The organism is Algirhabdus cladophorae (genome assembly GCF_044772865.1).
Lineage (GTDB): Bacteria > Pseudomonadota > Alphaproteobacteria > Rhodobacterales > Rhodobacteraceae > Algirhabdus > Algirhabdus cladophorae.
Genome location: NZ_CP173029.1, coordinates 3,412,656 through 3,425,973, shown reverse-complemented (window position 1 = coordinate 3,425,973; position 13,318 = coordinate 3,412,656). Strand labels below are relative to the sequence as shown.

General features: G+C 51.7%; 13 protein-coding genes. 8 read left to right on the top strand and 5 right to left on the bottom strand.

Annotated features, from left to right (window positions below; all coding sequences use genetic code 11):
* Positions 1–24: 24 nt before the first annotated feature.
* From ACIRQ6_RS16610 to ACIRQ6_RS16600, 3 genes are all read right to left on the bottom strand, one after another.
* Positions 25–1,302 (bottom strand): flagellin, encoded by a 1,278-nt coding sequence (locus ACIRQ6_RS16610; RefSeq protein ID WP_420861722.1) that lies wholly within the window; start codon positions 1,300–1,302, stop codon positions 25–27.
* Between the two features lie 203 nt (positions 1,303–1,505).
* A complete protein-coding gene (locus ACIRQ6_RS16605) occupies positions 1,506–1,859 on the bottom strand; it encodes a hypothetical protein (RefSeq protein ID WP_420861721.1) in 354 nt (117 codons plus the stop codon).
* Positions 1,860–1,862: 3 nt separating this feature from the next.
* Entirely contained in the window at positions 1,863–2,144 is a 282-nt protein-coding gene (locus tag ACIRQ6_RS16600) for a rod-binding protein (protein ID WP_420861720.1), read from the bottom strand.
* Positions 2,145–2,229: 85 nt separating this feature from the next.
* On the opposite strand from ACIRQ6_RS16600, the gene ACIRQ6_RS16595 reads away from it, so the two are divergent.
* The 3 genes from ACIRQ6_RS16595 to ACIRQ6_RS16585 all read left to right on the top strand — a co-directional run bounded on the left by ACIRQ6_RS16595 (position 2,230) and on the right by ACIRQ6_RS16585 (position 5,787).
* Positions 2,230–4,158, top strand: coding sequence for a flagellar hook-length control protein FliK (locus ACIRQ6_RS16595; protein WP_420861719.1), 1,929 nt, complete (start codon positions 2,230–2,232; stop codon positions 4,156–4,158).
* A 9-nt stretch (positions 4,159–4,167) separates the two neighbouring features.
* A complete protein-coding gene (locus ACIRQ6_RS16590) occupies positions 4,168–4,830 on the top strand; it encodes a flagellar hook capping FlgD N-terminal domain-containing protein (protein ID WP_420861718.1) in 663 nt (220 codons plus the stop codon).
* Positions 4,831–4,905: 75 nt separating this feature from the next.
* A complete protein-coding gene (locus ACIRQ6_RS16585; RefSeq protein ID WP_420861717.1) occupies positions 4,906–5,787 on the top strand; it encodes an aminoglycoside phosphotransferase family protein in 882 nt (293 codons plus the stop codon).
* Here ACIRQ6_RS16585 and ubiB read toward each other — a convergent pair.
* Together ubiB and ubiE are read right to left on the bottom strand one after the other, a co-directional pair.
* Positions 5,773–7,308, bottom strand: a complete 1,536-nt coding sequence (gene ubiB, locus ACIRQ6_RS16580) for a 2-polyprenylphenol 6-hydroxylase (RefSeq protein ID WP_420861716.1) — start codon at positions 7,306–7,308, stop codon at positions 5,773–5,775. The genes ACIRQ6_RS16585 and ubiB overlap by 15 nt on opposite strands.
* A 1-nt stretch (position 7,309) precedes the next feature.
* Positions 7,310–8,062: a bifunctional demethylmenaquinone methyltransferase/2-methoxy-6-polyprenyl-1,4-benzoquinol methylase UbiE gene (gene ubiE, locus ACIRQ6_RS16575; protein WP_420861715.1), complete on the bottom strand. Its 753-nt coding sequence runs from the start codon at positions 8,060–8,062 to the stop codon at positions 7,310–7,312.
* Positions 8,063–8,148: 86 nt separating this feature from the next.
* Between ubiE and mutM the strand changes: the two genes are divergently transcribed.
* The 5 genes from mutM (at position 8,149) to dnaN (ending at position 13,302) form a co-directional block, all read left to right on the top strand.
* Positions 8,149–9,000 carry a bifunctional DNA-formamidopyrimidine glycosylase/DNA-(apurinic or apyrimidinic site) lyase gene (gene mutM / locus ACIRQ6_RS16570; RefSeq protein WP_420861714.1) on the top strand — a complete coding sequence of 284 codons (852 nt, stop codon included), beginning with the start codon at positions 8,149–8,151 and terminating at the stop codon, positions 8,998–9,000.
* Positions 9,001–9,064: 64 nt separating this feature from the next.
* Entirely contained in the window at positions 9,065–9,841 is a 777-nt protein-coding gene (locus tag ACIRQ6_RS16565) for an enoyl-CoA hydratase (RefSeq protein WP_420861713.1), read from the top strand.
* A gap of 108 nt (positions 9,842–9,949) precedes the next feature.
* A complete protein-coding gene (gene rpsT / locus ACIRQ6_RS16560; protein ID WP_420861712.1) occupies positions 9,950–10,213 on the top strand; it encodes a 30S ribosomal protein S20 in 264 nt (87 codons plus the stop codon).
* 511 nt (positions 10,214–10,724) lie between these two features.
* Positions 10,725–12,074: a chromosomal replication initiator protein DnaA gene (gene dnaA / locus ACIRQ6_RS16555; protein WP_420861711.1), complete on the top strand. Its 1,350-nt coding sequence runs from the start codon at positions 10,725–10,727 to the stop codon at positions 12,072–12,074.
* A 109-nt stretch (positions 12,075–12,183) separates the two neighbouring features.
* A complete protein-coding gene (dnaN, locus tag ACIRQ6_RS16550; protein WP_420861710.1) occupies positions 12,184–13,302 on the top strand; it encodes a DNA polymerase III subunit beta in 1,119 nt (372 codons plus the stop codon).
* The last annotated feature ends 16 nt before the right edge of the window (positions 13,303–13,318 follow it).

Below are 13,318 nucleotides of genomic sequence, written 5' to 3'. Positions count from 1 at the left end.
ACCGCGCCCCAACCAATAAGTGTTTTAACGGAATAAGGACAAGATCGACTGCGGTGCCTGATTAGCAATCGACAGAGCCTGAACGCCCAACTGCTGTTGTACCTGCAAAGCCTGCAAACGAGCAGATGCTTCTTCCATATCTGCATCGACCATTGCACCAATACCTGACTTAAGAGAGTCGGATAGCTGGCTGATGAAATCGCTTTGGATTTCAATACGACCTTGTGCCGAACCAAAAGAGGCAGATGCATCGATGGATTTCTGGATCATATTCTCAATCTGACCCAATGCAGTTTCAGCATTTGCGCCAGTAGAAACATCTAACGAGTCCAGTTGAGCCAAATCGCCCGTACCGCGGGTCACATCAAAGCTGACGTCGATATCTGCATCATTTGTTAGGTTGGTCACAACCATTTCGCCAGCGGTGGATGTGATATCAATGCTAAATTTGGTATCGTCCAAACCAGCTGCTTGAAGACCATTCTTCAGGCCAGATACAATCGCCGCCTCATCGTCGCCAGCACGAACGACGTAAACGCCTTCAGTGTTGCCAACTTTCAGGGTCAATGTGTCGCCCTCTACCAGACCCGTCGTGACAGTGTCGTCAAGGCCGGCAGTCGATGCTTTTAACACTTCCGTGCCGCCTGCAGCACCTGAATCGTCCAAGAATGCGAATGTATCGATTGTAAACGCGTCAGTTGCACCACCGTTTTCAGTCAAAGTAGTGACTGGTGTGCTCATTGATGCACCTGTCAACGCACTACCAGCTGTTGTCGAAAGGTTCTGCGAATCGATACCAATGCTGGAAGCAGACACGCCGCCAGAAGAGTCGCGGTCAAGTGACGATAGAATGTCTACGCCAACGTCGCCATCAGTATTGAAATCTGTCTGTGAGCCATCGACCAGGTTCATGCCATTAAATTGGGCTGCGCCAACAACCGATTTGATTTGGTTGGTGAGTTCGTCAATGTCGGCTTGGATTTTGGTCCGGTCAACGTTGCTTTCCTGAGCCGCAACAATTTTCCCTTTGATGTCGGTCAACAGGTCAGTCACAGTTTCTGAGGCTTGACGTGCAACGGAGACTGTTGATTCGCCCAAAGCCAAGCTTTCGGAAATACCCTTAAAGCCTTTGACGTCGGACTCCATTACCTTGGAAATTGCCCAGACAGCGGCATTGTCTTTGGCGTTTGCAACGGATTTACCCGTCGAAATTTGAGACTGAGTGGATTCAAGGTTGCTGTTGATGGATTTCAACGTTTGAAGTGCAACCATGGCACTGTTGTTAGTTAGGATACTGGACATTTAAGCCCCCTTCGTTTCAGCGCTTTTGCGCGGGTTAACTTAGCAACCATTCGGCTGCATCACTCGGTCCTTCTGGATATGCAATCTGAGGTTATCGCAGATTGCGCCACCTGCTTGGCAGTGCTCGGACACCATCGGATCTAAGTGCTAAACCAACCTTAATTCACGCCAACCCTCTGTTTCGAACTTGATTCAATTTCGATTCAAGTCCGCTTCTCAACCGAAGGTGTCGGCAGCACATTCAAGGGGGACATTTTGCCAGATGGCCCATAGGCAGACATCGGTTTTTGGGCAAGAACAAGTGCATCAAAACGATCCTTGGCGGCACGAACGCCCGCATGCACCGATTCCATGAGTTCTTGGTTTCGCAGAGCAATCATTCTGAGCTTTTCTATGGTGTCAGATTCTTGCAAATCGCTGTCGTTCAACGCCTCAAGCAGCATTAATTTCTCTGGTTCCAATTCGACCAATTCGGTCACGTCTCCTTGCAAAAGAGCCCGTTGTTCCGTCGTCAAAATTGCCTCTAGGGCTTCAAGTTTTTGCGCAACATTTGTCATCTATCAAGTCCTTTCCACGAGTGATTTATAAATTGATTCGGCTAGTCCAAGCCCGCCTGATCGCGCTAATTCGTCAGCCTGAGCTTGTCTCAGGAACGATCCAAATTGATCCTCGCCTGCCCCGCCACCGAACGCATCACGTGCTTTGCCGAAGCCTGCGGATTTAAGCATTTCTGCGAGGAAATTAGCCTCTAACGCGAGCGCCTTCTCTTTAAGAATTGCATTCACATCACGGTCTGGCTTTGAGGCTGTTGGCCCGCTTGGAACGGGGTTGTTGATCTCCATTTCCGATATCTCCAATTCTATGTATTTCGTCTGCTTATTGCCGATGAAGGGTAAAGAACTGGTAACTCTGATTGGTTAGGAACTGATGCATGGAAGAAATCCAGGAGCAGACATGCAGTTACCTATCGGCGATCAAACAAGCCTGAAATCAATGCCGAACACCGCTTTGGTTACTAACGAATCCACTGATGATTCCATTGATACCCAAACCGCCTTTGGTGCAGTGTTTGCAAAGCTGGCGAAGGCAGAGAATCCTGAACCGGAAACGGTTGAGGTCGTTAAAGCCGAAAATGCGCCAACAAGTGGCAAAGACCCCGACACAATTCGGAACGATGCGGCGGCTAAAGAACCAGGTTCAGACAGCAGTTATGATTTCAAGCCGGAATTAGTAGGTGTAGGCGGGCAAGCCAGCAAAGAGTTGGATACTGCTAAAGCGACCTCTTTGAACCTTCCCCCAAAAGCTGATCTAGCTCCAAACGCAGTTCCCGAAGATCCCTATGCTCGAGTGAAAGGGGCAGCAGCATCCCTCAAAACGCCCTCATCAGATAGCACACCAATTGCGCAAGAGATGGGCGAGCAGGTTTTGCGAAGTGTTATTGGAAAAACAACGCCAGAACATGAACCGGTTCAGACTCAAAAGCCGGAACAACCGAGTTTAGACGCGTCAAAGTCAAAAACTGGTGACGCAATGGCCTTTGGTAATCAGTCGCCTTCGAAGACGGGCGAGGATCGATCACGGCAAGCCGCTGATATGCGGGGGACAACATCAAAGCCTCAGCAAATTGTCTTAGAAAATAGGCCAAACCTAGGGTCGGAGGGATCAAAGCCTATAGCGTCCCAGCAACCCTCAAATAGAACTTCAAACGCACAAACTTTGGCTGATTTTAAGCCAGAACCTTCAGAGCAGATCATGAAAAAAGGCGGCGCTCCCAACGCCCAAAGAGTTTCGCAAGAATTGAGTAACGCGGGAACAACAGTTCCATTGAACGCCACGACCAAAGCGCCAAAAACTGAGGAAACTGGAAAGTTCCAGCCAATTGTTCGCAGCCCTGATGCGACGACCCAATCCCTTGGGCCTGATTTATCAGTGGCAAAACCTGTTGGGATGGAAAACCAGTCTCGGTCTGAACCGCTGGTCAAAACCACGCCGGAGGGACTTCGTCAGCAAACTGTTGGCCACCTCTCAAAGGATAGGACTGAAGACTTTATTCCGGGACGCATGAACACCCAGCCTGGGATGCACTCGCCAAGTGTTGATGGCCCGGGGCTCAAAGTAGAGAAAACAGATGGTCGAATGCATCCAGGATTTGGTCCAAACATGCAAAGCGAGTCGGAGGAGCAGAAATTACCCCTTCCCACAACGCTTTTGGGTAAAGCCGTGCAAGAGCAATACAATATAGCATTGCAACACCAACGAATTTGGAGCGGCGGCACACAAAACATGCTTGTCCCACTTGCTGCCGATTTCGTGAACCTCACGCGTGGGTCAGAGAAGATACAGGATGACAAAGGGCTGGGGATCTTGGGTGTCATGGCAGACAACGATATCAATGCGCCCCAAACGATTTCGTCCACCCCAACGGTTTCCATGACCAAACCAGCGATTGCTGAACTTGTTGCGCGGCAAATTGCGGAAGGCATGCGTATCGCAGCCAATCCACAAACTGTTCAGATCGAATTGGATCCCGCAGAACTGGGTCGGGTCCGCCTGAACTTGACCCCAGCAGATGGTGCCATGGCGCTCACTGTTGTGACCGATCGTGCCGACACGTCTGAATTGCTACGCCGGAACATTGAAATCCTCGCGGAAGAGTTTCGGCAACTTGGATACAGCGAGCTAACCTTTAGCTTCCAACACGAGGGTGAAACAGGATCAGAGGGTACATCACATGATCAACCACATGATGGAGAGCCTAAACAGGGTCTCGCGGATAGTGCCACTGCCATATCTGACCCAACAGCCCCACACGTGCCACTTGGATCCGCATCCGAGGGCGTTGATATTCGTATTTAGGAGACCCCGATGGATATTACACAAACCACGTCTGTTGCCACACAAGCTGCAGCATCGTCTGCAGACAAAAGTGCTGCTGCAATCAGTTCAGATTTTGAGACGTTCTTGAAAATGATGACGGCCCAAATTGAGAACCAAGATCCACTGGATCCGATTGATTCAGCTGATTACGCTGTACAATTGGCAACGTTTTCCTCGGTCGAACAGCAAGTAAAAACAAACGATTTGCTAACGGCACTGGGCACTCAAATGGGTGGCGTTGGCTTGACCCAAGCTGCCCAATGGGTGGGCATGGAAGCACGCGTGGCAGCGCCGGTTAAATTCAGTGGTGATCCTATAACGCTGAGTCCCAATCCAGTCGCGGCGGCGGATGAAGTGAACTTGATCGTCAAAAACTCCCAAGGTGTAGAGGTCCAACGACAGCCTATTTCCGTCTCTAACGAAACAATCGAATGGAGCGGCGTGGATCGCTCTGGCACACCGTTTGTAGAAGACACCTATAGTTTCTACATTGAAAGTAAGGAGAACGGCCAAGTTCTAGCCACATCAACGGTGGAGGCATATGGCCAAGTCACAGAAGCACGTAGTCAAAACGGTGGCACAATCCTTGTGTTGGCAGGCGGTAGCGAAGTTGATATGGCGTCGATTTCTGCCGTTCGTCGTGTAGACTAATCACCATCTAAACCGTAGTGGCATCGGTGGATGCAGCCTTGTCTGATTTGGACAACTTGCGTAGCAGTGGGTGTCATGAAACCCTCGCCGTTCACAGTGTTTATGCCGCCGCCACAGGATGTTGTGGCTGCTGCGGCTGCTTTTGGTGCGTCGGCCGATCCAACAGATTGGATCGGACAATCGGGCGCGCATAGCAATCAGGTTTGGTCGGTCGCCGTTGGAAACAAAAGCGCAATTGTAAAGCTTTTCCCGATGGCTTGGCACAACCCACTTTTTGACAACACTGCCGCGCTCGAGGCACAGGCGCTGACCCATCTACACCACCTTAATCTAGCACCAAAGCTGATCGGATCGGTCAACTGTCCGACAGGCGAGATCGTCATCTACGAAAAGATATCTGGCACGGTTGGGCGCTCACCGGAAAATCTAGTGGGTGCACTTCTGTCACAGGTTCATAAAACAGCTTTGGAAAATTGGCCGAGCCTGCCAAAGGCCGCGAATACAGCTGAAATTTTCCAAAACATTTTACAAAACATACCGTATGCACCACGCAAAAAGCTGGCCCTGGTTACCAAAAAAATCACTTGGGGCGCATGCGACCAAAATCCAAACAAATTGATCCATTTCGATCCAACACCCGCTAACATAGTCTTTGACGGTTCTTCGGCGCATCTGATTGACTGGCAAACGCCAAAATGGGGCGATCCAGTCCACGACGTGGCCCTTTATCTGTCACCTTCGATGCGGCTGAACTATGGGTACTTGCCGATAGACGAAACAGCCGAAGCGGAATTTTTCTGTGGATATGGGGACCCTGACCTGAGGGATCGATGGCAACGGGTCAAACCCCAATTTTCAGCGATTCTAGCGGCTTACGTGGCGTGGCGCATTGATCAAGGTTTCGCCTGCCATCCAGACGCATTTGAAGCTGAACTGGAAAATCTACAGGCGGTCTAGGCCGATCAAAAAAATCGCCATGAGGCCGGCGCCCATCATCGACCACAAAAAAGGTTGAAGTTTGGACGGGCGCTGGGCCGGTTGATCCGTGTGCCGTGTGGCCTGTTGAATCAATGCAGCTTCTGCCAACTCTGGCAACCTTGGCCCGAACCGTGCAAGGATACGGGCGGTGCGCCCCAAGTCAGATAGCAATGCAATCGGCCCAATGCTTTTCTTAATATAGTCTTCTACAATAGGCTGAGCCACTTCCCAGATATTAATATGCGGGTTCAGAGACCGCGCGACGCCTTCGACAACGACCATGGTGCGTTGCAGCAAAATCAACTCGGTTCTGGTTTCCATGCCAAAGCGCTCGGTGACCTCGAAAAGATAACTCAAAAGGCGGCCCATCGAAATGCGCGTGGCATCCATTCCAAAGATTGGCTCGCCTACAGCTCGCAGTGCGCGGGCAAATTCGTCCACATCTTGATCGGCGGGCACGTAGCCTGCTTCAAAATGAACCTCGGCCACGCGTTTGTAATCGCGTCGAATGAAGCCAAACAAAATTTCTGCATAGACGCGGCGCGTGTACTCATCGATGCGCCCCATGATCCCAAAATCATAAGCAATGATGTCGCCGTTTGCAGCAATCTTGAGGTTGCCTTGGTGCATGTCCGCATGGAAATAGCCATCGCGCAGTGCGTGGTTCAAAAATAATTGTAGCACCCGTTCGCCCAAGACCCGACGATCGTGGCCTGCAGCATCAATCGCAGCAATGTCCCCAGAATTTGCGCCCTCGGCCCATTCCAATGTCATCACACGTTTGCCGGACAAGGCCCATTTCACTTTGGGCAACTGAAAGCCCGCGTCACCGCTGGTGTTGGCTGAAAACTCTGCCGCTGCAGATGATTCCAATCGCAGGTCCAACTCGCCCAAAACAACGCCTTCAAAGTGTTCAATCACGTCCATTGGCCGCAAACGACGCGATCCGGGCGAGAATATTTCGACCATCTTTGCAGCCAGATAAAACGCGTCGACGTCTTTCTGGAAAGCTTTCTCAATTTTAGGCCGCAAGACTTTGACCGCCACTTCCTCGCCGGTTTCCGCGATCACCGCTTTGTGCACCTGTGCGATAGACGCTGCCGCTACAGGTTCGCTGAAGCTTGAAAAAACGACATCAGGATCGATGTTCAACTCATCGCGTACTGATTGTTTGGCAATATGCACCGGAAATGGGGGCAATTTGTCCTGCAAGACCCGCATTTGCGTGGCCATTTCATCGCCGACCACATCGGGGCGCGTGGACAGCACCTGCCCAAATTTTATGTAAGCCGGACCCAAGGCGGTCAGGGCGCGCACCACAGGTGGCGTCGATGGATCCCCCTTGAGGCCCAGCCATTTGAACGGCCAGCCCAAAACACGTGCAACAATCCGCAAAGGTGCCGGTGCATCAAAGGCCTCAAGCACAATACCCATAGCCCCGGTACGTTCCAACGTGGCGCCAGTTCGGATCAATCGCCAAATGTTGTGGGGGCCGCGCATGCTACAACTTCCAACCGGAATGAAGGGCCACAACGCCCATGGTCATATTGCGGTATTTTGCATTGTCAAAACCCGCTTTGCGCACCATGCCAAGGAATGTTTCCTGATCGGGAAATTGCCGGATAGATTCCACCAGATACTGATAGCTGTCACGATCCCCAGTGATCATTTTGCCCATCGGAGGGATAACGTTGAAACTGTAAAGATCGTAAGCCTTCTGCATCAATTCGTTTGGCAGTTGGCTAAATTCCAGAACCATCAAACGCCCACCGGGCCGCAGAACGCGGTAGGCTTCGTTCAGCGCATCTTGGGGGCGGGTGACATTCCGAATGCCCAGCGAGATCGTATAAACGTCAAAGCTGTTGTCCTCAAAAGGCAGCGACATGGCATCGCCCACAACCCAATCCAGACTATCAGCCATCTGATCTGCTTCGGCGCGTTTGCGGCCCTCAACCAGCATCGGCTCAGTGATATCAACCACCGTTGCATGGCCAGATCCCGCACGTTCCAGAAACCGAAACGCAATATCGCCCGTACCGCCTGCTACATCCAACAAAGCCTGATTGGGCCGGGGGGCCAACCAATCCATCATTGCATCTTTCCAAATACGGTGGATGCCCATCGACATCGCGTCGTTCATAATGTCGTATTTGGTGGCAACGCTGGTAAACACGCCCTGCACGCGACCTGCTTTGGCCTCTTCAGCCACGGTTTCAAATCCAAAATGTGTGGTTTTTTCAGGTTCTTGCGTCATGGGGCTTGTCGTCCTTCAATCTGACACTTGTTATAGTGCCTCAAGCGGGGCACACAATGCGTCCCCCTGTCATAAGGAAGCATCTGATGCCCGAATTACCAGAGGTCGAGACCGTTCGTCGCGGTTTGATCCCCGCAATGGACGGGCAAGTGATCACCAAAGCCCATGTGAATCGTCCCGATTTACGCTGGAAATTTCCTGAAAATATGGCGGATCGTTTATCAGGCAAGACTGTTTTGGGCCTCCGCCGACGATCGAAATACATCCTTGCCGATCTCAGCAGTGGCGAAACTGCCATTATTCATTTGGGGATGTCCGGTCGGATGATGGTGTCCGGCGTGCAATTGGGCGAGTTTTACGTCGATCATCCGGTTGCTCAAAAGCACGATCATGTAAAGCTAGAGTTGGGGAATGGTGCCCAAGTTGTGTTCAACGATGCCCGTCGGTTTGGTCACATCGACATGGCTGCCACACCAGATGTCGAAACCCATTGGTTGATAAAGGACATAGGTCCCGAACCTTTGGGCAATCAATTCGACGACGCGTATCTCATCGACAAGCTAAAAACGCGGATGAGTCCGATCAAAACCGCGTTGTTGGATCAGAAACTGGTGGCAGGCTTGGGCAACATCTATGTGTGTGAAGTTTTGCACCGCGCTGGAATCGCTCCAACCCGCAAAGCGGCTAAAATTTCGGCAAAACGCGTAGCGTCTTTGGTGCCGATTATCCGCGACGTGTTGCAAGAAGCCATCGAAGCAGGGGGGTCATCCCTGCGCGACTACAGGCAAGCTGACGGAGAGTTGGGGTATTTCCAACACAGTTTTCGGGTTTATGATCAAGAGGATAACCCCTGTAGAACAGAGAACTGCAATGGAACTATTTCGCGAATCGTTCAATCGGGCCGCTCAACTTTCTATTGTGCGCAATGCCAAAGATAACTTGATAGGGTTGCATTTCTTAGGTTAGGCCCAACGTCACGGATAACAATCAGGGCCTGCATTCATGGCATTTGAAACCATCGTTGTAGAGATTTCGGATCACATCGCAGTCTTGCGGTTGAACCGGCCAAAGCAACTCAACGCCCTCAGCCAGCAGTTGTTGGGGGAACTCGCCCAAGCGGTTGGCGAGGCTGATGCAAACGACAAAGTGCGCTGCATCGTCATCACTGGCAACGAAAAGGCTTTTGCGGCAGGTGCCGACATCTCGGAGATGGCCGAGCAAAGCTTTGCGGATGTCTACACAAAGAACTTCTTTGTTGATGAGGCCGCAGCGATCAATCGGTGCCGCAAGCCAATCATCGCAGCTGTTGCAGGCTACGCACTGGGCGGTGGATGCGAACTGGCGATGATGTGTGATTTCATCATCGCAGCAGATACAGCCAAGTTTGGCCAACCCGAGATTAATCTGGGCGTGATGGCTGGCATGGGGGGCTCGCAACGGTTGACCCGTTTGGTGGGTAAGTCAAAATCAATGGACATGCATTTGACGGGCCGATTTATGGATGCCGAAGAAGCCGAACGTTCAGGCCTTGTCAGCCGCGTTGTCCCCGCCAAAAAGCTGATGGACGAGACAATGGCCGCGGCAGACAAGATTACAGAGAAGTCGATGATTGCAGCCTCAGCAATCAAAGAAGCCGTAGACCAAGCCGAGGAAATGAGCCTGTCCCAGGGCCTCATTTTCGAGCGCCGTCTGTTTCATTCTTTGTTTGCCACAGAGGACCAAAGCGAAGGCATGGCCGCATTCGTAGAAAAGCGCGAGGCCCAATTTCGCGATAAGTAATTCGCTATGTGCGTAAAAAGAGGCAGCCGACAGGTTGACTTAAAAACGAGTCGGGCCTAAAGACGCGCATTCAAGTTGTAACCGCACCCACGAAGGGGACGATGATCCATGGCAAACACGCCACAAGCTAAAAAACGCGCCCGTCAAAACGAAGCCCGTTTCCAAGTAAACAAAGCACGCCGTTCGCGTATCCGGACTTTTCTCCGCAAGGTAGAAGAAGCCATCGAATCTGGCGACAAAACAGCAGCGACCAGCGCTCTGCGCGAAGCTCAGCCAGAACTGATGCGTGGTGTCACAAAAGGCGTCTACCACAAGAACACAGTTGCGCGAAAAATATCGCGATTGTCGTCGCGGGTGAAAGCAATCGCTTAAGCTCAACACGCTGATTAAAAATTTTAGGGCATCTCATCCGAGGTGCCCTTTTTGCTTTTTGCACCTTATTTTCCAGCGATTTTGCAGGGTTACAGTGCCAGCCCAAAAGTCTCATTTTTTGCAAAAGAGATTCTTTTGACCAACACCCCGAGTCAAGATCGAAGTTGTGTTGAAAGGCCCTGCTTGGCTGCGCAATATACCCAAGCGATTCACTTTGTCTGGGGGGACAAAACTGCGACATCTATAGCGTCCAAAGGTTGATCACTTTCAACTTTTGCCGATGCCAAGAAAAACAAAACATGTCGGGTCATTGGTTCGAACATGTTGAGGTTGCCCAACCGCGGGGACAGCGGGACGGCCTGTCACAGGATATCCTCAAGCACCAATTGGTGCCTTGCCTATCGTCGGTGGCGCTGCATGGTTCATGCAGCGATCCCAGACGCTGTGTTTTGCTGAACCCGGGTCTGGCAGGCCCGCGAGCGAAAAATTGTGTGGCAAGAGAGTGAAGAAAATGAACAACGCATGGGTCGAAATCCAAGGCAGTCTGGAACAGTCAATTGGCAAGAACAATTACCAGACCTGGATCAAACCTCTGCAAATGAATGGCGTTGCAGATGGCATCGCTGATTTCTCTGTTCCAACCAATTTCATCGGCAATTATGTCAACCAGAACTACAGCGATCTGATCGTGCATCAGTTGGCACGTGCGGGTACCAACGTCTCGCGGTTACAGTTCACCACCCAGCAAACAGCACCCGCTGCAGCGCCGGCTAAGGTCGAGCCGAAAGTTGAAACACCTGCCAAAGACAAAGAAGGCGATATCGCTGGGGCCCCTTTGGATCCAAACTTTTCCTTTGATCGCTTTGTTGTAGGCAAACCCAACGAATTGGCCCATGCCGCGTCCAAACGGGTCGCCCAAGGCGGTGAGGTTACCTTTAACCCGCTCTTTTTACATGGCGGCGTGGGACTGGGCAAAACCCATTTGATGCATGCCATCGCAAATGAACTCATGGACAACAGACCGGATCTGAACATCCTTTATCTGTCGGCGGAACAGTTCATGTATCGCTTTATTCAAGCGCTTCGTGTGCGCAAGATGATGGATTTCAAGGAAATGTTCCGGTCCGTTGATGTGCTGATCGTGGACGATGTTCAATTCATTGCAGGCAAAGACTCCACTCAGGAAGAGTTCTTTCACACCTTCAATGCTTTGGTCAGTGCTCATAAACAGATCATCATTTCTGCAGATCGTGCACCTTCGGATATCCGGGATCTTGAAGACAGAATTGCCTCGCGCATGCAGTGCGGGCTGGTGGTCGATATTCATCCGACAGATTACGAATTGCGACTGGGAATTTTGCAAACCAAAGTTGGCAAGCATCAATCGCAATATCCCGACGTGACTATGACAGACGGTGTTTTGGAATTCTTGGCCCACCGCATTTCCAAGAATGTTCGCGTCTTGGAAGGCGCTTTGACGCGGCTTTTCGCCTTTGCTTCCCTAGTTGGGCGCGAAATCAGCATTGAGTTGGCCCAAGACTGTCTTGCCGATATCCTGCGCGATAACGATCGCAAAATCTCGGTCGAGGAAATCCAGCGCAAGGTGTCTGAACATTATGCGATCCGCCTGTCCGATATGATTGGGCCCAAGCGCTTGCGTACTTTTGCCCGGCCCCGGCAGGTGGCAATGTATCTGGCCAAGCAACTAACACGACGCTCTTTGCCCGAGATTGGGCGCTGTTTTGGGGGTCGTGATCACACCACGGTTATGCACGGTGTGCGCCGCATCGAAGACCTGATGCACAAAGATGCCCAAATTGCAGACGATTTGGAACTTTTGCGCCGTTCGCTTGAAGGCTGATTAACCTCAAATACAGGTAAATATCGCTTGAGCCTGCCCTGAAATTGGGTAACCTCGCGGTCCCGGGTGTTCCGCATCTTTGGGGTTTTTGCGCAAGGAGTCCTGGGGCATGAAATTCAGTATCGAACGGGCAATGCTGCTCAAGGCCGTGGCGCAAGCCCAATCCGTCGTAGAGCGTCGCAACACGATCCCGATCTTGGCCAATGTGCTGATAGAAGCTGAGGGCGAGAATGTTCAATTCCGCGCCACGGATTTGGACATCGAAGTTGTCGACAAAACACTGGCGCAGGTCGAACGGGCGGGGGCGACGACAGTCTCTGCCGTAACCCTGCACGAAATCGTCCGCAAACTGCCCGATGGGGCCCTCGTGACCCTTACAGATGACAGTGCGGCTGGACGTCTGACGGTTGAGGCTGGGCGTTCGAATTTTAACTTGGCCACGCTTCCTAAAGAAGATTTTCCCGTCATGGCCAATTCCGAATACAGTGCGAACTTTGCTGCCGATGCACCGGTTTTGCGTCGCTTGTTCGACAAATCGAAATTCGCCATATCCACCGAGGAAACCCGCTATTACCTAAACGGCGTCTATATGCACATCGCAGATGGTGCAGGCAGTCAAAACCTGCGCTGTGTCGCGACAGACGGCCACCGCTTGGCACGTATTGATGCAGACCTGCCCGATGGGGCCAGTGATATGCCCGGTGTGATCGTGCCGCGCAAAACCGTCGGTGAATTGCGCAAGCTTCTGGATGATGACGATGCAAAAATCGCCGTGTCTGTTTCTGAAACCAAAGTTCGCTTTGCAACTGAGAACATCACACTGACATCCAAAGTGATCGACGGAACCTTCCCGGATTACACACGCGTCATCCCGCAGGGCAACACCCGCAAGCTTGAGGTGGATGCGTCGGACTTTGCTAAGGCTGTGGACCGTGTGGCGACTGTTTCCTCGGAACGCTCTCGCGCAGTCAAACTATCGTTGGAAGAAGACAAACTGACCCTATCGGTCAACGCGCCGGACAGCGGTGCTGCCGAAGAAGAACTGGCCGTGGCCTACAGTGACGAAAATCTCGAGATTGGATTCAACGCCAAGTACCTTTTGGAAATCGCCAGCCAAGTGGACCGCGAAAACGCTGTGTTCTTGTTCAATTCCGCAGGTGATCCAACCTTGATGCAAGAAGGCAACGACACCTCGGCGGTTTATGTCGTCATGCCGATGCGCGTCTAAGGCAGTCCAAAGGGGC

Excerpts from the sequence above, each read along its gene's own strand:
- ACIRQ6_RS16585 (WP_420861717.1), top strand. The coding sequence starts at position 4,906 with ATGAAACCCTCGCCGTTCACAGTGTTTATGCCGCCGCCACAGGATGTT.
- ACIRQ6_RS16565 (WP_420861713.1), top strand. The coding sequence starts at position 9,065 with ATGGCATTTGAAACCATCGTTGTAGAGATTTCGGATCACATCGCAGTC.
- ACIRQ6_RS16595 (WP_420861719.1), top strand. The coding sequence starts at position 2,230 with ATGCATGGAAGAAATCCAGGAGCAGACATGCAGTTACCTATCGGCGAT.
- ubiE (WP_420861715.1), bottom strand. The coding sequence starts at position 8,062 with ATGACGCAAGAACCTGAAAAAACCACACATTTTGGATTTGAAACCGTG.
- mutM (WP_420861714.1), top strand. The coding sequence starts at position 8,149 with ATGCCCGAATTACCAGAGGTCGAGACCGTTCGTCGCGGTTTGATCCCC.
- ACIRQ6_RS16605 (WP_420861721.1), bottom strand. The coding sequence starts at position 1,859 with ATGACAAATGTTGCGCAAAAACTTGAAGCCCTAGAGGCAATTTTGACG.
- rpsT (WP_420861712.1), top strand. The coding sequence starts at position 9,950 with ATGGCAAACACGCCACAAGCTAAAAAACGCGCCCGTCAAAACGAAGCC.
- dnaA (WP_420861711.1), top strand. The coding sequence starts at position 10,725 with ATGAACAACGCATGGGTCGAAATCCAAGGCAGTCTGGAACAGTCAATT.
- ubiB (WP_420861716.1), bottom strand. The coding sequence starts at position 7,308 with ATGCGCGGCCCCCACAACATTTGGCGATTGATCCGAACTGGCGCCACG.
- ACIRQ6_RS16610 (WP_420861722.1), bottom strand. The coding sequence starts at position 1,302 with ATGTCCAGTATCCTAACTAACAACAGTGCCATGGTTGCACTTCAAACG.
- ACIRQ6_RS16590 (WP_420861718.1), top strand. The coding sequence starts at position 4,168 with ATGGATATTACACAAACCACGTCTGTTGCCACACAAGCTGCAGCATCG.
- dnaN (WP_420861710.1), top strand. The coding sequence starts at position 12,184 with ATGAAATTCAGTATCGAACGGGCAATGCTGCTCAAGGCCGTGGCGCAA.
- ACIRQ6_RS16600 (WP_420861720.1), bottom strand. The coding sequence starts at position 2,144 with ATGGAGATCAACAACCCCGTTCCAAGCGGGCCAACAGCCTCAAAGCCA.